Origin of the sequence: Staphylococcus sp. NWU MK-U1 (assembly GCF_033283505.1) — a bacterium.
GTDB lineage: Bacteria > Bacillota > Bacilli > Staphylococcales > Staphylococcaceae > Staphylococcus > Staphylococcus haemolyticus.
In genome coordinates this window covers 42,857-60,610 of record NZ_JAVSMG010000001.1, presented here as the reverse complement: position 1 = coordinate 60,610, position 17,754 = coordinate 42,857, and the positions used below count along the sequence as shown (strand labels likewise).

Here is a 17,754-nt window from a genome sequence, read left to right as displayed (position 1 = left end):
AGCCAGTAAATGAAATTTTGTCATTTCATTTTACTGGCTTTTTTGAGTAAAACCTAATTAAATTTACTAAAATAATTACAATTCTTCACTCTTAATAAAGTTAAACGGTTGGTGTTTGTTAAGACGTTGTTTTGGTCTATCTAAACGACTTTTACAATCATCGCACATAAAAGTTCTTATAGGATTATTTCGAAGTCGTTTGGCTTCAACCGTATTTTCATCAATTAAAACCTTTGTATCACAAATGATACACTGAACTTCACGCAAATTAGATCACCTCTATATGCGTAACATACTTAAATTCATGTGAGTATCCTTTTTTATCTGGGTTGAAAACAAAGCTGTCTACTGCATTATCATCATACATACGCTTTCCATCTTTCGCAAATTGGAAAAATAGATAAGGTAATAATTCTATTGGAACTTCAATTGAGAACTCATCATTAAATAATTTTATCGCAGTAGCATTGTCTTTTGGTTCTGCAATTTTAAAGAAAGGTGTCATATTGATTGCAAATGAATCTTCTAATACAGAACGCTTACGATATTTTATCTCTGAGTTTAAAGTAGGTGGATTCGTTTGACCTTCAAGAATCGCTCTATTCCATTCGCGATTATCTTCGAATCTAATTGGTTTCGTTCCTTCAAACACACCACTTTCAATGTCTTCAATTTTTACTTTTCTATCATCGAATATCCAAGTTGTACTATCCAAAGTGATAGGGAACTTGACTAAGCCTTTGATTTGAATCATTTTTTTGCCCACTCCCTAATTTCGTTCTAGTCATTATTTTATCACAATTAAATTCTTGTATTCACTGAATAAACTTGCTTTTTAAAAAGTAGTAAGATAAACTTTTGATATGAAGATATTTAATGATAGGGGGAGTATGTGATGCCGAAGCAATCGAAGATGAGTAACGTGGCTTATGAGCAATTAAATCAAGATGCTGATAGAATCTTACATTTAATTAAAGTTCAAATGGATAATTTAACTTTACCTTCATGCCCGTTATATGAAGAAGTTCTCGACACACAAATGTTTGGTTTACAAAAAGAAGTTGATTTTGCAGTTAAGCTTGGCTTAGTTGATAAAGAAGACGGCAAAAATTTAATGCTTCGTTTAGAAAAAGAATTATCTAAACTTCATGAAGCGTTTACAAATGTAAAATAACTATCGATTAAATATATAAGTAAAGTTTATTCAATTACTTTTCGTTTATAAATTTGAGTTATTTGTAATATTAATTACATACAAATTATCTCACCATAGTGACTGAAATATTATGTTTATAATATTTTCAGTCATTTTATATTTTAAGCATTATTATCATATTAAATATAGAAATTTTGAAAGTAATGAATAGATTTAAATTTAGTTTATATTTGTTAAACAACGAGCACAAAGTATATAATAGTTTAGACGGAAAATTTGGTTTAAAACGTAATTTTATTTACCATTATAATTTTAAAATTCTAGAATTGGATGATCATTTTTATGAGTAATTTAAAAAATATATTTAGATACATAGGTAGAACTGCAAAGTTCATCGATTATCCATTATTAATTACATACGTTGTTTTATGTCTTTTCGGTTTAATCATGGTTTATAGTGCAAGTATGGTTGCTGCAACTAAAGGGACGTTAACAGGTGGACTTGAAGTATCTGGCACGTATTTTTATAATAGACAACTCATTTACGTTATTATGAGTTTTATTGTCGTATTTTTTATCGCTTTTATGTTGAATATTAAAATATTACAACAACCCAATATTCAAAAATGGATTATGATTATAATCTTCGTATTACTATTTTTAACACTTATTATAGGTAAAAATATTAACGGATCTAAAAGTTGGATAAATCTTGGATTTATGAACTTACAAGCATCGGAATTATTGAAAATTGCATTCATATTGTATATTTCATATGTAATAAGTAGAAAATTACCGCAAGTAAGAGAGAAAATTAAAGTAATTGCTGCGCCACTATTTTTAATAGGCGTATGCTTATTTTTAGTATTGTTGCAAGGTGATATTGGTCAAACGTTGTTAATCATGATTATTATTGTTTCAATGTTTATTTTTGCAGGTATCGGTGTCCAAAAATTAGTAAGAGGACCGGTTTTGCTTATTGCAGGAAGTTTCATCGCGATTGCATTGCTCTTTATTGTAAGTGGAATGATGCCACATTATTTAAAAGCGCGTTTTAGTACATTAATGAACCCATTTAGTTCAGAAGCCGGTACAGGTTATCATTTAACTAACTCATTGATGGCAATTGGTAATGGTGGATTATTTGGTCGTGGTTTAGGCAATGGAATTATGAAACTTGGTTATTTACCAGAAGCACATACTGACTTTATATTTGCAGTCATTTGTGAGGAACTTGGTTTAGTAGGTGGATTATTCGTCATTTGCTTATTATTTTTCATAGTTTATCGTGCTTTCGTATTAGCTACTAAAACACCATCATATTTCTATAAATTAATTTGTGTAGGCGTTGCTAGTTATATTGGCAGTCAGACTTTTGTCAATTTAGGTGGTATTTCAGCAACTATTCCATTAACTGGTGTACCTCTACCATTTATAAGTTTTGGTGGTTCATCAATGTTGAGTTTAAGTATCGCAATGGGTCTACTATTATTAGTCGCAAAACAAATAAAAATTGATGAAAAACGATCACAAAAAGCTAGAAAACAAAAACTAGGTATAACTAGATAATCTCTTAAATAAGGATGATAACCTTTACGTGAAATAAAGCTTAATTTCATGTAAAGGTTTTTACATTTTTATGAAAATATAATATACAACGTCATTGTAAGTGGAGTATTATTATTTAAAATGATAATATAAAGTTATAACTAATGATAATTTTTAGTGATTACCACAGAAATATTTATTTTTAATAGTTTATTAATACGGAAATCATTTTCATTCATTTTAGTTACTTTACAAAGTTTACAACAACTATTTAATAAATAAATATAGCTTTATTATTTGAGTTAGTATAAAATTTTATTATCTAATTAGTTAGAATATTCAAACTTTAAAAGGGGAGTGCCTTTTTTGAAAAATATAAAAAAATTATTAGTAGCTAATCGTGGCGAAATTGCAATTAGAATTTTTAGGGCAGCAACAGAATTAAATATTAAAACAGTGGCAATATACTCAAATGAAGATAAAAACGCTTTGCATAGATATAAAGCAGACGAATCTTATTTAGTAGGAAAGGATTTGGGGCCAGCCGAAAGTTATCTAAACATTGAACGTATTATAGATGTGGCTAAACGAGCTGGTGTAGATGCCATTCATCCTGGTTATGGTTTTTTAAGTGAAAATAAACAATTTGCAAAACGTTGTGATGAAGAAGGAATTAAATTCATTGGTCCGCATATAGAACATTTAGATATGTTTGGAGATAAAGTCAAAGCTAGAACAACTGCAATAAATGCTAATTTGCCTGTTATTCCAGGTACAGATGGACCGATTGAAAACTTTGAAGCAGCAAAAGCATTTGCTCAAGAAGCTGGCTTTCCTTTAATGATTAAAGCTACGAGTGGTGGTGGCGGTAAAGGGATGCGTATCGTACGTGAAGAAGGAGAATTAGAAGACGCATTCCATCGAGCTAAATCTGAAGCCGAAAAGTCATTTGGTAATAGTGAAGTATATATTGAAAGATACATAGATAATCCCAAACATATTGAAGTACAAATTATTGGGGATGAATATGGTAATATTGTTCACTTATATGAACGTGATTGTTCGGTGCAACGTCGTCATCAAAAGGTAGTGGAAGTAGCTCCTTCAGTTGGCTTATCAAAAGAATTACGAGAACGAATTTGTGATGCAGCATTACAATTAATGAATAATATCAAATATGTTAACGCAGGTACGGTAGAATTCTTAGTATCAGGGGATGAGTTCTTCTTTATTGAAGTTAATCCTCGAGTTCAAGTAGAACATACAATAACTGAAATGATTACTGGTATAGATATTGTTAAAACTCAAATTTTAGTTGCTGATGGTGCTAACTTATTTGATGAACGCGTTTCTATGCCACAACAAGAAGAAATTCAAACATTAGGTTATGCAATTCAATGTCGTATAACAACTGAAGATCCATCTAATGACTTTATGCCGGATTCAGGCACTATTATCGCTTATCGATCTAGTGGTGGTTTTGGTGTACGTTTAGATGCTGGTGACGGTTTCCAAGGTGCAGAAATATCTCCTTATTATGATTCTCTATTGGTTAAGTTATCAACACATGCGGTTACATTTAAACAAGCTGAAGAAAAGATGGAACGCTCTCTTCGTGAAATGCGTATACGTGGTGTGAAAACTAACATTCCGTTTCTAATTAATGTGATGCGTAATGATCAATTCCGCAGTGGGGATTATACGACTAAATTTATAGAAGAAAAACCCGAATTATTTAATATTGCACCGACTCTAGATCGTGGTACTAAAACGTTAGAATATATCGGTAATGTAACGATTAACGGTTTCCCTAATGTTGAAAAAAGACTCAAACCTGATTATGAATCGACAGCTATACCACAAGTGTCACATAGTAAAATTAATACGTTGAACGGAACGAAACAGCTGCTAGATAGTAAAGGACCTAAAGCAGTAGCTGATTGGGTACGAGAGCAAAACGACGTATTAGTCACTGATACTACTTTTCGTGATGCACACCAATCACTCTTAGCAACTCGCGTTCGTACTAAGGATATGATGAATATTACTTCTAAAACTGCTGAAGTGTTTAAAGGTAGTTTCTCTTTAGAAATGTGGGGAGGCGCAACATTTGATGTCGCTTACAATTTTTTAAAAGAAAATCCATGGGAACGACTTGAAAGATTACGTAAAGCAATTCCCAATATTTTATTCCAAATGTTATTACGTGCTTCAAATGCAGTTGGCTATAAAAATTATGCTGATAATGTGATTGAAAAGTTCGTAAAAGAAAGTGCGAATGCAGGCGTAGATGTCTTTAGAATTTTCGACTCACTTAACTGGGTAGATCAAATGAAAGTTGCAAATGAAGCGGTTCAAAATGCAGGTAAGATTTCTGAAGGTGCAATCTGTTATACCGGTGATATATTAAATCCTGAACGTTCAAATGTATTTACACTTGAATACTATGTAAAATTAGCAAAAGAACTTGAACGTGAAGGGTTCCATATCTTAGCAATTAAAGACATGGCAGGATTGTTAAAACCTAAAGCAGCATATGAACTTATCGGAGAATTAAAATCTGCGATAAATTTACCGATACATTTACACACACACGATACAAGTGGAAATGGTCTACTTATCTATAAAGAAGCGATAGATGCAGGTGTAGATATCATTGATACAGCTGTTGCTTCAATGAGTGGTTTAACAAGTCAACCTAGCGCCAATTCGTTGTATTATGGATTAAATGGTTTTAATCGAAATCTAAGAGCAGATATTGAAGGATTAGAAGAACTCAGTCACTATTGGAGTACTGTGCGTCCATACTACAGTGACTTTGAAAGTGACATTAAGTCTCCTAATACCGAAATTTATCAACATGAAATGCCTGGTGGACAATATTCAAATTTAGGGCAACAAGCAAAAAGTTTAGGTTTAGGTGAACGTTTCCACGAGGTCAAAGATATGTATCGACGTGTTAATTTCTTATTTGGCGATATCGTAAAAGTAACGCCATCATCTAAAGTTGTAGGTGATATGGCCCTTTATATGGTGCAAAATGACTTGGATGAGCAATCAGTGATCAAAGAAGGCCATAAGTTAGATTTCCCTGAATCGGTTGTATCTTATTTCAAAGGTGATATAGGTCAGCCAGTCAATGGCTTTAATAAGGAATTGCAAGATGTCATCCTCAAAGGTCAACAACCACTAAAAGAACGTCCAGGTGAGTATTTAGATCCTGTGAATTTTGATGAAATCAGACAAGAACTTGAAGCAAAAGATTATGGTGAAGTGACTGAACAAGATGTAATCAGTTATGTATTATATCCAAAAGTATTTGATCAGTTTATGCAAACAAAACAACAATATGGTGACTTATCATTATTAGATACACCAACGTTCTTCTTCGGTATGCGTAATGGTGAAACAGTTGAAATAGAGATTGATACTGGTAAACGATTAATTATTAAACTTGAAACAATTAGTGAGCCGGATGAAAATGGTTATCGAACAATTTATTATGTTATGAATGGTCAAGCACGTCGTATTTCTATAAAAGATGAAAATATTAAAACAAATACGAACTTGAAACCTAAAGCTGACAAATCAAATCCTAGTCATATTGGTGCTCAAATGCCTGGTTCGGTAACTGAAGTTAAAGTTACAGTTGGTGAAGAAGTAAAAGTAAACCAACCTTTATTAATTACAGAAGCGATGAAGATGGAGACAACGATTCAAGCACCATTCAATGGAACTATAAAACAAGTAACGGTTGTAAACGGCGATGCGATTGCAACAGGGGACTTACTTATTGAAATTGAAAAAGCAGATTAAAATCAAAATTTATTTTAAAAATGAGCTAATTAATAGATTTCATATTGAAGTTTGAATAGATTAAGTCAATGGAGTAATAAATATTTATAAACGTCATCGTTAATAAAATTTTTAATTAAAAAGAGTCCGGGACATAAAGTTCTTGGATAAGTGAAAAAAAGACAATTTCTATTGAAATAATATAGAAATTGTCTTTTTTATAAATTTTTTGATTATTTTCAGCTCATTGAGCTACTACTTTTCTTATATTAAGTGCCATTAATACAAAGCCAAGTTCTCTTTTGACTTTATTGAGTCCTCGGACAGACATCCCAGTGAAACCCAAAATAGCCTTCATAAATCCAAAAAATAGGTTCCACATCAATTTTTCTTTGACTGTATATATTTTTTGTTTCTGGTTCTGAAAGCTTTTTGTTAATTTGGGTTTTAAAATATTCCCAGTTATAATTCTTCATTATTTTTTTGTTTGCTTTTGAATTGAATTTAAAAATGGAATCATCGTTCTAGTATCCGTTGGATTTTGATACACATTATAAGATAAAACAAATTGGGAATTTGTCGCTATTTGTAAATTATACCCTGGCTTAAGTTGTCCATTTTTCATGTGATCTTCTTTCATTCTCATATATGTCGCATCATGATCTGTCTTAGAATAACTATTTCTATCCTTTAAAATAGATTTTTGAAATTCGTATCGATACTTTCGCTCAAAATAATCATTGATTTGCTTTTTGTATTTTTTGATTTTAGTTCTTTTGAGACGTATTTGTTTTCTTGTTTTAGTACATTTTTCATTGTTGATATGTTGGTTTAAATCTTCGATTTCTTTATCTAAGTGACTACCAATCAAATCTATTTCTTCTTTTGTTAATTCATTATCATGATCTTCTTTAATTTCCGGTATGATTTTATTGGTTACCAATTCATGGTAGAGGGCTTTAGAATCCTCATTCATTTTTGATTCATGGTTTTGAATACTCTTTTTCCATACAAATGTATATCGATTGGCATTTGCTTCAATTTTTGTACCATCAATAAAAATAGCTTTATCATCTATAAGATTTTGTTTTACACACTGACTGTAAAATTGAATAAATAAAGATTCTAATAAAGCATCTACTTTTGGATTTACTCTAAATCGATTAATTGTTTTATAAGAAGGTTATTGATTTTGTGATAGTCACATCATTCGGATGCTATCATTAAGCATTTTTTCTATTTTACGACCTGAGAATACAGATTGTGTGTAGGCATATAGAATCACTTTTAACATCATTTTAGGATGGTACGAAGTTGCACCACGGTGATGTCTGAATTCGTCGAATTCATTGTCAGGAATTGTTTCAACAATATCATTTACATGTCGTGAAATATCATTTGTGGGGATAAGAACTGAAGTTTCCATTGGTAGAGTAAGTTGAGTCATGTTATAATTTTTTTACATAAAGCACCTCGTTAATTTAGTTTAGTGATGTTTATTAAATTATACGAAAGTGCTTTATTTTTTTAAAGTATTACAATGTAAAATTACATATAAATACAAAGTATTTTGGCGAGACTCTTGAGGGAACAGGACAAGCTGAAGACTACAGGCTGAAGCTGTCCCCTAAGAAAGCGAGCCAACAATACGGAGTATTGTAAATAAAGAAGCCAGTAAATGAATTTGTTAAAACTCATTTACTGGCTATTTCTCTAGGAATTATGTCCCAGACTCTTTTATACTAATAGGTTATTTGATTTTTTCACTTCTGATGGTACGTAGCATTAACATAATAAAGTAAGCTATCATACCGAATAATATTGTGATAAATAAAGCGTGTAAAAGTGCAATGAATAAATTTACATTAGTCATTACAGATAGAGCTCCAGTAATTACTTGTAAGATGATAAGAATAAATGCAGTTGTATACCCATATCGAATTGTTCTATTCTCAGAGTAATTTTTAACTGCATGAATAAACGTTATCATTATCCAGAAGAACGTTATAAATGCCATACCACGATGCGCAAATTGTACCCAATCTTGCTCTGTATGTGGAATGATGTCATGGAAAGGTAAAGGCCAGCCACCATATGCTAAACTTGCTTTTGCATGTCTAACTAAAGCCCCAGTATAAATCGTTAAATATACAATACCTGTCATCATCCATGTTAATCTTCTTAATGGCTTTCTGATATATAGTTCATCAGCTTCATATTTTTTATCGACTTCAAAAATGATAAGCATTAAAACAAACACTGAAGAGAAACTGATTAAAGATATACCAAAGTGCAGTGCTAATACGTATGAATTTTGTTGCCAAATGACAGCTGCTGCACCAATCAATGCTTGAACTAGTAAAAATGCAATACTAATAATTGCTAATGGCTTTACCTCTCTAATATAGCCAATATGTTTCCATGCTGTAATAGCTAACCACAGTACAACGATTAATGATAAACCAGAGACGGCACGATGACTTAATTCGATAATTGTATCGATGGGTAAATTTTGAGGGAGTAATGCACCGTGACATAAAGGCCAAGATGATCCACATCCATCTTCCGAGCCGGTCTTAGTAACTAATGCACCACCAAGTTGTACAAATGCCATTATGATAGTTGCTAATACAGATAACCACTTAAGGTTTCGTTTGTTAAACAATGTTATACACCCCATAATTAATCAAGAGTATTTTGACAGTGTAGATAAATTAGTACTGAATGCTCTTAATTAATGTCTATTTTTATTACAATTTTATTATTAAAATAATTATACAACAATAGGAACTAACAAAAAATTAGTGAAGTAGAATGTCGTTAAAGTGTCACAATTAAATTTGATATAAACTAGTCAATTTTTAGTAATTGCTATATCATAGTATTATATGAAAATTTTAAGGAGGGGGATCATGAGCAAAGAGCAAACTTTGTCACAACCATCGAGCCGTGTATCGTTTAAAGAGTTACAACAAATTATTAAGATGGGTTTAGTTCAAGGTAACTTAATTCCTGCATTTGCAGGTGCTTGGTTAGCTGTTGTGATGAGCAATCATTCCTTCCTATCGTCAATACCTCAAATTCTATTAATGTTGATTGGATCAACATTAATTATGGGTGGCGCTTGTGCATTAAATAATTATTATGATCAAGATATCGACAGAATAATGCCAAGTAAGCAAAATAGACCGACAGTTAATGATAGAATTTCAGATAAAAATTTATTAATTTTAAGTTTTGGTATGATGTTAGTAGGAGAAGCTTGTTTATTCTTATTAAATGTACCATCAGGTGTACTAGGACTCATCGGCATTGTGGGTTATGTGTCTTATTATTCAATTTGGTCTAAAAGACATACAACTTGGAACACAGTAGTAGGGAGTTTTCCGGGTGCAGTACCACCATTAATTGGTTGGGTTGCTATTGATGGAAATATTAGTCTTATTGCAATTGCATTATTTTTAGTTGTTTTTTGTTGGCAACCAATTCATTTCTATGCTTTAGCAATTAAACGAAGTGATGAATATTCATTAGCTAATATACCTATGTTACCATCTGTTAAAGGATTTAAACGTACTAGAATAAGTATGTTTATATGGTTAGTCTTTTTACTTCCACTACCATTTCTATTATCAAGTCTCGGAACAACATTTGTAGTATTAGCGACATTGCTTAATTTAGGTTGGCTATATGTTGGTTTAACTTCTTTTAAGAAAGCGACAGATCAAACTAAATGGGCAACAAAAATGTTTATTTACTCCCTAAATTATTTAGTAGTATTTTTCGTTTTAGTTGTTGTTATCTCACTGATAAAAATGATTTAAAATATACAAATTAAATAAGGATGAAACATATGAATTTACCAATTCTACCGACGATTAGTACAAGTTGTATTGTGATTAGTGCTATCTTTGTTGCCATTGGATGGTGGCAAATCTGGCATAGAGATATAGATAAGCACAAGAAAACAATGTTATGGGCAGCAATCTTTGCATTAACTTTCTTTATTATCTATGCATCAAGAACTATTTTTATAGGTAATACAGATTTCGGGGGACCAGACTCAGTTAGAACGTATTATAAAATTTTCTTAATTTTCCACATTAATTTAGCTACAATTGGTGGCGTTCTAGGGTTAATTCAAATTATTACAGCATATAAAGATAAATTTAAATGGCATAGAAAAGCAGGTCCAATTGCATCAGTTATATGGTTCTTTACAGCTATCACTGGTGTAGCAGTTTACTTACTTTTATATGTATTTTACCCAGGTGGAGAAACGACTTCACTAATTAAAGCAACATTAGGATTATAATCGAATTTATTGTAACAAATTAAATACAAATTGATTGAGACTAAGACGTCATTGTCTTAGTCTTTTTTGTAACATCAATATCAATTTATTTGTAAAAGGATGACTTGGTAAAAGTAGTAATGCTAAGTAGGATGTCTTGATTAATAAAATAGTTATTTTGTACAATAGATATAATTCAAAATAGGTGGGTGAAAGATGGCAAAATTAATAATTAAAGTTTTAGGTGTAATATTTTTAGTATTATTTCTTATATATTTATTTTACTCACCAAGACTTAAATTTGATTTATTAGAAAATCCAAATAAAACTGTTTCAACTAATCATTCAGAACAAGCGCCTAAGACACATAACACCAGTGAAAATCCATCACCAAAAGAGGGTGTAGGTACTTGGATTGGTAAAGATATAGATGATTTAACTGATAAATTTGGTCAAGTAAGTCGTACATATCCATTTAAAGGGCACTATATGAATTACGTATTTAAAAAAGATGAACAATATTATATTGTTTCAACTAAAGAAAATAAAATAAAATCAGTTTATGCAACGGGAAGTAAAGCTAATGTTGCCCCTTTAAAAATTAATGAGAGTGCATCACATATTTTTGAAAATACAAGTATTAACCCGGACCCTTCTATTAAAGTGAATGGTCAAAGTTATAATTTCGAATTATCTGATGAAGATATAAAAACACAAACATTGATTAAATATGGAAATGTTTATGCACAGGTCTATGTGGATCAACAATCGAATCAAATTATGGGTATTCGCTTTCTTGATAAAGAAGCACTAGCATTTCTTAAGCCATATCCTTTAGCTAATGAATCTGATGATAACTATAATGAAGAAGATTTTGATAAAGCTAAGAAAGATAAACTTCCTTATGAACAAAATCCTAATCAATTAATGACGCTATATGAAATTACGAATGAGATGAGAAAGTTAAAAAATATTAAACCACTAAAAGTCAATTCAGATATAGCTCACATTGCATCAGTAAACTTATATGAAGCAACAGGTTCTAATGATGTTGAATTTACTGAGGATGCTTTGAAAAGCCAATTAAGTAACGAAAACATTTCATTTATTTCTACAAGCCAAAATGTCGGATATGATTTTGATGATGTACCGACACTAATTCATAGTTGGATGAATTCTGATATGCACCGTTCTAGAATGTTGAATACTAAATATGAGGAAATGGGTGGAGAAGTTATGAAAGATTATTATTCACTTATTTTTCTAGAAAAATAATCTATTTATGGAAGGGGAACCATACATTGTATACAGAAGAAACAATGTCAATTCTTGATGATATAGAAGGACTATCGGATATGATTGTTCAATCTGAACTTTATCATGATTTTCGCGCAGCACAAGAGATGCTAAACAATGATGATGAAGCACATCTTATGTATCAGGCTTTTTTGAAATCTAAAGTTGCTTATGATGAAGTTATGCGTTTTGGGAAATATCATCCTGATTATCAAAAGGTTATGTTAGAAACAAGAAGACGTAAAAGAGCTTATGAAATGTTACCAGTCGTCATGGATTACAAATCTAAAGAGGTAGCTCTACAAAATTTAATTGATGAAGTAGTAAGTAAAATAGCATTTTCAGTTTCGGAAAATGTCAAAATTGAAGCGGGAAATCCATTCTTTAAAACAGGTCATGATGGATGTGCGACAGGTGGTACTTGTAATTGTAGTTTGTCATAAAATAAGGAGAAAGAAATCATATTGCATTTGATTTCTTTCTCCTTTTACTTTATAGCGCGTTTATTTCTCAATGTTGAGACTTGATTTGAATTGTTTACCTAAATCTGGGCGATCTGTTACTAATGTATGAACACCTTTATGATATAAATCGGTCATTAGGTCAGTGCTATTAATTCCGTAAAATCCAGGCACTATATTTAATAAGTTTAACCATTGAATAAAACGTTTAGAAGTCAATGGAATACCTTTAAATTGGGTCGGCATTTGAAATGTATCAGCAACGGGTTGATACTTATTTCCTAATCCTAAATTAAATTTGATAAATCCTTCTGCAACTTCTTTTTGACTTGCTCCAATAGCAACTTGTCCTTTACTTATTTCTCTAAAGCGATCATTTTGTTCTTTGTAGAAGCTAGTTACAAGTACGCGATCTTGTGCTTGATTATTAATAATATCTTCATACATTTTTGTTGGCGCAACTGTTCCTTCATAACTATCTGGTGCATCTTTTAAATCAACATTAATATACATATTAGGATACATTTTTAAAAGCTCATCAAAAGTTAAAATTTTTGCTTCATCATGACCACGATATGGAAATTGGCCATTAATATCTTTAAAGTGATAACCAGCATCTAAACGCTTTAATTCTGAAACTCTATAATCACTTACTTTGCCTGAACCATTTGTAGTACGATCTACAGTGGCATCGTGAAAGACAATTAGTTTTTCATCTTTAGTAAGTCGAACATCCGTTTCAAAACCATCTAACTTGTTAGCGACGGCGTTATCGAATGCCAATTTTGTTTGCTCAGGTCTCACTGCCATGCCGCCTCTATGTGCAAAAATGTATGGTGCCTTACCATTAAAGAATTTAGGGATTTCTTTAGTTTTATTTACCTTGTTACCTTTATTTATAAAAAATAAGCTACCCAAAAAACTAACGCTCGCTAAACTTAAATTAAGAACCCATCGTTTTTTGATCGTCATTTATATTGCCTCCTTGTTATTATTGAATTAAGCGTACCAAACTTCACACCAACGAAAAAGTAAATAGCTATTTGATGCACAGGGATACAGTTCATGGGATTAAAGGATTTTATAATATAAATAGTCGTGGTATAGTTATTATGCATAATAAATGGAGTGTGTATAGTATGGAATTAATTCCAAGAGTGAGTTTGATCGTTTATTTAAAACATATTAAGCATGAGCGTCAAATTAGAAAGTATGGACATATTATTTATACGAATAAACAACGTAAATATGTTGTATTGTATGTTAATGAAAATGACGCAGATGCAATTGTTCATAAATTAATGAAACTAAAATACGTTGTGGATATAGACGGATCACCGTATAAATATTTGAAAAAAACTTATGAAAAAGAAAAACATGAAATTCTATAATTTTATTGCATGGGTGGAATCCAATTTTGTAGTCGTAATACACTTATCAAATACTTAAAGTATTGGTCTAACGTGTGGAACGCTTCTGGTGGTTGTACATCTATACCGAATATAGGTACATTATATTGATTTGCTTGATTATTAATGAGTTCAAATTTTTTATTACTGTCAGGATATGGATATTTAAGCGCATCAAGCATGATGTACATAGCTTGGAAATGATTACCTGAAGTTGGATTCATAATCATTGCAACTGATGAAAGTTGTTTTGAAGATTGTGGTGTATGAAAGTATACAATTTTATTTATCCGGAGATGGTTGTATTCTATTAAGGTATTAAATTCAAATAGGTCTGTTAATCCTTCTCCCAATACGATAAATGACTGTTTCATAATATAATCCTTCTCCTTTTTACAACAAATTATAATAAATAACCTAGAGAAATGGAAGTGTAAGTCAAGATGAGAGTTATTGCTGGAAAACATAAAAGTAAAGCCTTAGAGAGTTTAGAAGGTCGTAATACACGTCCAACTATGGATAAAGTGAAAGAAGGTATATTTAATAGCTTACAAGAAGTACATGGTTTAGGTTTAGACTTATTCGCTGGAAGTGGCGCATTAGGTATTGAAGCATTATCTCGTGGTATGGAAAAAGTCATATTTGTAGATCAAAATTTTAAAGCTGTCAAAGTGACACAAGCTAATTTAAATCAATTAGACCTACGTGATCAATCTGAGGTCTATAAAAATAATGCTGATCGTGCACTGAAAGCTTTAAATAAGAGAGAGATTCAATTTGACTATATTTTTCTTGACCCTCCATATAATAAAGGTTTGATTGATAAAGCTTTAGAGCAAATTGCAGAGTTTAATTTATTGAAAGAAAATGGTATCATCATTTGTGAGTTTAGCAATCATGAGCAAATCAACACAAATGGATTTAAAGTGATTAAACAATATCACTATGGTCTTACTGATACTTTGTTACTAGAAAAAGGAGAGCAAAATGGCTAAAACGAAGGCGGTCATTCCTGGTAGTTTTGATCCTATTACATATGGACACATCGATATCATCGAGAGAAGTGCAGGGCGCTTTGATGAATTACATATTTGTGTGTTAAAGAATAGTAATAAAACTGGGACGTTTAATATTGACGAGCGAATGGCATTAATTGAAGAATCTGTAAAACATTTATCAAATGTTGAAGTACATAATTATAACGGTTTGTTAGTAGATTTTTGTGACAAAATTGGTGCTCAAACAATCATTAGAGGCTTGAGAGCAGTCAGTGATTTTGAGTATGAATTAAGACTAACATCAATGAATAAAAAACTAAATAGTAATGTAGAAACGATGTATATGATGACTAGTACAAACTATTCTTTTATTAGTTCGAGCGTCGTAAAAGAAGTGGCGCAATATAAAGCTGATATATCAGATTTTGTACCTCCAAATGTCGAGAAAGCATTAAAAGAAAAATTTAAAAAGTAATAGATGAGGTTAAAATAATTCCACTCAAAATTATACGAGGCAAATTTAATTTGTATAGGTCTACATTTAATCCGCATTAGCCGACTAGGACTGAGAAAAAGCTTTAAATTAAGCATTTCTCAGTCCTAGTTCTTTTTATTAATAATCACAGGTGTATTAAAATCATTAGCCCTTTGACCAGATATTAAATTATAAATATGAGTTGCTTTAATTTCATTTTTAAATAAAGAGGCAGTTTCCTTGTTAATATTTGTTACATAAAAGCGATTAGGGAATTGTTTTTTTAAGTGCTTTAAATACTGTTGCCCTCTTTGATTCATGCCTAGAATTCGCACTCCCCGAATTTCATCATCAAAATCACTTTTGTTAATATTTAGTAATATTTGCATCAGAACGCGCTGTATGTGCGTGTATGTGAAACGTTTAGTTTTAATTAAAGACATAAACGTGTCGAAATCTTGCGCATTTTGAATGTTTGATTTGAGACGATGTTCAAAGCCCTCAGACATGGTATAAATGTGTGATAATTCTTCAGAGGAACGACTTAAAATATTATATTTAATAAAATTAAACGTTTGCTTCTTCAAAAGGTGAGGCGTTTCATATAAATGCTTTATATCTGTTGGTACGACATCTTTCCAGGTATTTTCTTTATTTAATAAAGCGTGTCTAATAGCTGAGCCACTTGCGAAACTGTCATGTTTAATCTCTTGATCGTGATGTGCGGTAGATTGACGTTGGATAGCGATTCTTTTTATAGTTGGAGCTATATTGCTAATGGCCTTTATGTATGCTACACCAAGTATATTGTTAGGAGAGCGTAACACTTGTTGATCATCAATTAGGTCATGTACAATTTTGGCGTAACTGTTCCCTTGTTTAATTAAATCTTGAAAATATGACGATTGTTCAAGCGAGTTAATATTAGATGCTACGTTCTCTAGACGTGAAATGTCATTGGTTTCACTACCAAATGCAATAGTATCGATATCTAAATAGTGAGCTACTTTAATTGCAAAAGTTGCAAAATAATCACTCGATGAAAGACTAGCAATCGCTGGAAGTTCAACAACTAAATCAACGCCTGACAAAGCCATCTTTGTTCTCAAGAATTTATTATAAATTGCTGGCTCGCCACGCATGACGAAATTGCCACTCATAATTGCAATACTTATCTCCGCGTCGGACTGTAACTTAGATTGTTGAGCGTGATATAAATGGCCATTATGAAATGGATTATATTCTGTGATTAGTCCAACACTTTTCATTTGCAATTCATCCTTTCGATATTCATTATTAGTATTGTAACAGATGAAAGTATGTTAAGAAAAAATCTTGACAACTTATACTTGTAAAGTTAAAATAAATTTTGTGTTTGTTAGAGGTGAAGCCATATGAAATGGTCAATAACGCAATTAAGAAAATATCAAGGTAAGCCATTTGAATTCAATCAAACGGCAAATTTTGAACATTTAAAAGAACCTTTAGGCTTGATTGATTTATCAGAAATCAATGTTGAAGGTGAATTAACCGTTAAAGCCAATGAAGTTATTGCAGATATTCATTTAACTGGAACATATACAATGCCTTGTGCACGTACGCTTGTACCTGTGGAAGTTCCTTTAGATGTAAGAACATCTGAAATATTTGATTTGGAAGGTTATAATAGTTATACCGATGAAGAAGTAGAAGAGGATGAACACTATCATCTAGCTACTGATGGTATGATTAATATTCGAGACATTGCTGAAGAATTGGTAATCATTGAGAAACCGATGAGAGCTTTCTCTGAGAATAGCGATCAGATGCTTACAGAAGGTAATGGTTGGGAAGTTATTGACGAAGATCAAATGATCGAACTTGAAAAAGAAAAAGACAATGATGATTCCCAAACGCAACAAGTTGATCCTAGGCTTCAAAAATTACAACAATTATACGATAAAGAGTAATAGCAGGTTGTTTTAAATTATTGTATAATGATTTAATGACCTAACACTTAAGATATGTGTTTAATATTAAGGAGGATATATCATGGCAGTACCAAAAAGAAGAACGTCTAAAACTAGAAAAAACAAACGTCGTACTCACTTCAAAATTTCAGTACCTGGTATGACTGAATGCCCAAGTTGTGGAGAATACAAATTATCTCACCGCGTATGTAAAAACTGTGGTTCTTACAACGGTGAAGAAGTCGTTTCTAAATAATCGACTTAATGATTTTAGTGAAGCATGGACAATTTAATTTTGTTCGATGCTTCTTTTTTTATCAATAATCAAATTTTATAATAATCGGCGATAAAAATGGTTATACATATAATGTTT

The 17,754-nt window shown here is 31.4% G+C and carries 18 protein-coding genes and 1 pseudogene; 12 read left to right on the top strand and 7 right to left on the bottom strand.

Annotated elements, in window-relative coordinates; translation table 11 throughout:
- Positions 1–75: 75 nt before the first annotated feature.
- Positions 76–267: a YlaI family protein gene (locus SBL16_RS00295; RefSeq protein ID WP_011276118.1), complete on the bottom strand. Its 192-nt coding sequence runs from the start codon at positions 265–267 to the stop codon at positions 76–78.
- Between the two features lies 1 nt (position 268).
- The gene (locus tag SBL16_RS00290; protein WP_107612291.1) at positions 269–754 is read right to left on the bottom strand and encodes a hypothetical protein; all 486 of its coding nucleotides are present in this window, start codon (positions 752–754) and stop codon (positions 269–271) included.
- Positions 755–895: 141 nt separating this feature from the next.
- On the opposite strand from SBL16_RS00290, the gene SBL16_RS00285 reads away from it, so the two are divergent.
- The 3 genes from SBL16_RS00285 to SBL16_RS00275 all read left to right on the top strand — a co-directional run bounded on the left by SBL16_RS00285 (position 896) and on the right by SBL16_RS00275 (position 6,520).
- The gene (locus SBL16_RS00285) at positions 896–1,174 is read left to right on the top strand and encodes a YlaN family protein (protein WP_011276116.1); all 279 of its coding nucleotides are present in this window, start codon (positions 896–898) and stop codon (positions 1,172–1,174) included.
- 324 nt (positions 1,175–1,498) lie between these two features.
- Complete coding sequence (gene ftsW, locus SBL16_RS00280; protein ID WP_037536194.1) at positions 1,499–2,725, top strand: cell division peptidoglycan polymerase FtsW; 1,227 nt, start codon at positions 1,499–1,501, stop codon at positions 2,723–2,725.
- Positions 2,726–3,070: 345 nt separating this feature from the next.
- Positions 3,071–6,520 (top strand): pyruvate carboxylase, encoded by a 3,450-nt coding sequence (locus SBL16_RS00275; RefSeq protein WP_317952218.1) that lies wholly within the window; start codon positions 3,071–3,073, stop codon positions 6,518–6,520.
- 111 nt (positions 6,521–6,631) lie between these two features.
- On the opposite strand, the pseudogene SBL16_RS00270 reads toward SBL16_RS00275, so the two are convergent.
- Positions 6,632–7,946, bottom strand: a pseudogene (locus SBL16_RS00270) (transposase).
- 303 nt (positions 7,947–8,249) lie between these two features.
- Positions 8,250–9,164 carry a COX15/CtaA family protein gene (locus tag SBL16_RS00265; RefSeq protein ID WP_037549405.1) on the bottom strand — a complete coding sequence of 305 codons (915 nt, stop codon included), beginning with the start codon at positions 9,162–9,164 and terminating at the stop codon, positions 8,250–8,252.
- A gap of 247 nt (positions 9,165–9,411) precedes the next feature.
- Here SBL16_RS00265 and cyoE point away from each other — a divergent pair, with 247 nt between their 5' ends.
- From cyoE to SBL16_RS00245, 4 genes are all read left to right on the top strand, one after another.
- Positions 9,412–10,323: a heme o synthase gene (gene cyoE / locus SBL16_RS00260; protein WP_037536202.1), complete on the top strand. Its 912-nt coding sequence runs from the start codon at positions 9,412–9,414 to the stop codon at positions 10,321–10,323.
- Between the two features lie 29 nt (positions 10,324–10,352).
- Complete coding sequence (locus SBL16_RS00255) at positions 10,353–10,814, top strand: DUF420 domain-containing protein (RefSeq protein WP_011276111.1); 462 nt, start codon at positions 10,353–10,355, stop codon at positions 10,812–10,814.
- A gap of 195 nt (positions 10,815–11,009) precedes the next feature.
- Complete coding sequence (locus tag SBL16_RS00250) at positions 11,010–12,068, top strand: CAP-associated domain-containing protein (RefSeq protein WP_317952216.1); 1,059 nt, start codon at positions 11,010–11,012, stop codon at positions 12,066–12,068.
- 26 nt (positions 12,069–12,094) lie between these two features.
- Complete coding sequence (locus SBL16_RS00245) at positions 12,095–12,532, top strand: YlbF family regulator (protein ID WP_037536210.1); 438 nt, start codon at positions 12,095–12,097, stop codon at positions 12,530–12,532.
- 60 nt (positions 12,533–12,592) lie between these two features.
- Here the strand turns inward: SBL16_RS00245 and SBL16_RS00240 are convergent, their stop codons facing one another.
- Positions 12,593–13,522, bottom strand: a complete 930-nt coding sequence (locus SBL16_RS00240) for a glycerophosphodiester phosphodiesterase (RefSeq protein WP_107611875.1) — start codon at positions 13,520–13,522, stop codon at positions 12,593–12,595.
- Positions 13,523–13,689: 167 nt separating this feature from the next.
- On the opposite strand from SBL16_RS00240, the gene SBL16_RS00235 reads away from it, so the two are divergent.
- On the top strand, positions 13,690–13,941 hold the full coding sequence (locus tag SBL16_RS00235) for a DUF2129 domain-containing protein (protein WP_037536213.1): 252 nt from the start codon (positions 13,690–13,692) through the stop codon (positions 13,939–13,941).
- Between the two features lie 2 nt (positions 13,942–13,943).
- On the opposite strand, the gene SBL16_RS00230 is transcribed toward SBL16_RS00235, so the two are convergent.
- Positions 13,944–14,333 (bottom strand): hypothetical protein, encoded by a 390-nt coding sequence (locus SBL16_RS00230; RefSeq protein WP_037536215.1) that lies wholly within the window; start codon positions 14,331–14,333, stop codon positions 13,944–13,946.
- Positions 14,334–14,402: 69 nt separating this feature from the next.
- Here SBL16_RS00230 and rsmD point away from each other — a divergent pair, with 69 nt between their 5' ends.
- Positions 14,403–14,954 carry a 16S rRNA (guanine(966)-N(2))-methyltransferase RsmD gene (gene rsmD / locus SBL16_RS00225; RefSeq protein WP_107611876.1) on the top strand — a complete coding sequence of 184 codons (552 nt, stop codon included), beginning with the start codon at positions 14,403–14,405 and terminating at the stop codon, positions 14,952–14,954.
- Positions 14,947–15,432, top strand: a complete 486-nt coding sequence (gene coaD, locus SBL16_RS00220; protein ID WP_011276104.1) for a pantetheine-phosphate adenylyltransferase — start codon at positions 14,947–14,949, stop codon at positions 15,430–15,432. The genes rsmD and coaD overlap by 8 nt, the downstream gene beginning before the upstream one ends.
- 125 nt (positions 15,433–15,557) lie before the next feature.
- On the opposite strand, the gene SBL16_RS00215 is transcribed toward coaD, so the two are convergent.
- Positions 15,558–16,700, bottom strand: a complete 1,143-nt coding sequence (locus tag SBL16_RS00215) for a nucleotidyltransferase (protein ID WP_107611877.1) — start codon at positions 16,698–16,700, stop codon at positions 15,558–15,560.
- A gap of 126 nt (positions 16,701–16,826) precedes the next feature.
- Between SBL16_RS00215 and SBL16_RS00210 the strand changes: the two genes are divergently transcribed.
- Positions 16,827–17,381, top strand: coding sequence for a YceD family protein (locus tag SBL16_RS00210; protein ID WP_107611878.1), 555 nt, complete (start codon positions 16,827–16,829; stop codon positions 17,379–17,381).
- Between the two features lie 82 nt (positions 17,382–17,463).
- Positions 17,464–17,637 carry a 50S ribosomal protein L32 gene (rpmF, locus tag SBL16_RS00205; protein ID WP_002435373.1) on the top strand — a complete coding sequence of 58 codons (174 nt, stop codon included), beginning with the start codon at positions 17,464–17,466 and terminating at the stop codon, positions 17,635–17,637.
- Positions 17,638–17,754: the final 117 nt, after the last annotated feature.

What these genes read in the sequence shown, in the direction of transcription:
- SBL16_RS00230 (WP_037536215.1), bottom strand. Translation starts at nt 14,333, where the DNA reads ATGAAACAGTCATTTATCGTATTGGGAGAAGGATTAACAGACCTATTT.
- SBL16_RS00285 (WP_011276116.1), top strand. Translation starts at nt 896, where the DNA reads ATGCCGAAGCAATCGAAGATGAGTAACGTGGCTTATGAGCAATTAAAT.
- rpmF (WP_002435373.1), top strand. Translation starts at nt 17,464, where the DNA reads ATGGCAGTACCAAAAAGAAGAACGTCTAAAACTAGAAAAAACAAACGT.
- SBL16_RS00240 (WP_107611875.1), bottom strand. Translation starts at nt 13,522, where the DNA reads ATGACGATCAAAAAACGATGGGTTCTTAATTTAAGTTTAGCGAGCGTT.
- SBL16_RS00255 (WP_011276111.1), top strand. Translation starts at nt 10,353, where the DNA reads ATGAATTTACCAATTCTACCGACGATTAGTACAAGTTGTATTGTGATT.
- SBL16_RS00235 (WP_037536213.1), top strand. Translation starts at nt 13,690, where the DNA reads ATGGAATTAATTCCAAGAGTGAGTTTGATCGTTTATTTAAAACATATT.
- SBL16_RS00210 (WP_107611878.1), top strand. Translation starts at nt 16,827, where the DNA reads ATGAAATGGTCAATAACGCAATTAAGAAAATATCAAGGTAAGCCATTT.
- cyoE (WP_037536202.1), top strand. Translation starts at nt 9,412, where the DNA reads ATGAGCAAAGAGCAAACTTTGTCACAACCATCGAGCCGTGTATCGTTT.
- SBL16_RS00290 (WP_107612291.1), bottom strand. Translation starts at nt 754, where the DNA reads ATGATTCAAATCAAAGGCTTAGTCAAGTTCCCTATCACTTTGGATAGT.
- SBL16_RS00250 (WP_317952216.1), top strand. Translation starts at nt 11,010, where the DNA reads ATGGCAAAATTAATAATTAAAGTTTTAGGTGTAATATTTTTAGTATTA.
- ftsW (WP_037536194.1), top strand. Translation starts at nt 1,499, where the DNA reads ATGAGTAATTTAAAAAATATATTTAGATACATAGGTAGAACTGCAAAG.
- SBL16_RS00215 (WP_107611877.1), bottom strand. Translation starts at nt 16,700, where the DNA reads ATGAAAAGTGTTGGACTAATCACAGAATATAATCCATTTCATAATGGC.
- coaD (WP_011276104.1), top strand. Translation starts at nt 14,947, where the DNA reads ATGGCTAAAACGAAGGCGGTCATTCCTGGTAGTTTTGATCCTATTACA.
- rsmD (WP_107611876.1), top strand. Translation starts at nt 14,403, where the DNA reads ATGAGAGTTATTGCTGGAAAACATAAAAGTAAAGCCTTAGAGAGTTTA.